This window comes from Rhodopseudomonas sp. BR0C11, assembly GCF_010820945.1.
Taxonomy (GTDB): Bacteria; Pseudomonadota; Alphaproteobacteria; order Rhizobiales; family Xanthobacteraceae; genus Rhodopseudomonas; species Rhodopseudomonas palustris_H.
The window spans coordinates 1-545 of the sequence record NZ_QTKI01000826.1; the positions used below are offsets into that span (position 1 = coordinate 1).

Here is a 545-nt window from a genome sequence, read left to right on the forward strand (position 1 = left end):
CCACGATGGTGTCGATCCCGGCCTCCCCAAGCTCGGTGATCACCTGGCCGAGCGCGACCGCTTCGGCGCATACCGCCATCCGGCCGAGATACGCATCGAGATTGACCGCGACATAACGCTTGCCGGTGCGGGTCAGCAACGCGGCGCCGACCTCCTGCCAATCATTGCGATAGCGCTTGGTGATCGCCGCGATCGCGGCATCGATCAGTGCGCGGTCGGCGTCGGTGATCCTCACTTCGACAGCTCCTTCAGGCCGAGCTTGATCAACTGCGCCGTCTCGGCATCCTCACCGGCGGTGCGGGAGGCTGCGGCGACGGCGGCCGCCGCCTGCGGCTGGCCGTAGCCGAGATTGACCAGCGCCGAGATCGCGTCGGCCACTGCGCGTGGCGCGCGATTGTCGTCGATCGCCCCGGAGAGTTTCACCACCGCCGGATCGACCGCCCCGAGGGCCGGCACCTTGTCCTTCAGCTCGGTGACGATGCGCTCGGCAACCTTCGGCCCGACGCCGGGGGTGCGCGCCACCGCGGCCTTGTCGCGCAGCGCAA

2 protein-coding genes are annotated in these 545 nt (G+C 69.4%); both read right to left on the reverse strand.

Annotated features, from left to right (window positions below):
• A partial coding sequence (locus DYI24_RS27625; protein ID WP_502706399.1) for a cytidine/deoxycytidylate deaminase family protein occupies positions 1–235 on the reverse strand: 235 nt, incomplete at its 3' end.
• A partial coding sequence (locus tag DYI24_RS27630) for a helix-hairpin-helix domain-containing protein (RefSeq protein ID WP_246701401.1) occupies positions 232–545 on the reverse strand: 314 nt, incomplete at its 5' end. The genes DYI24_RS27630 and DYI24_RS27625, both read right to left, overlap by 4 nt.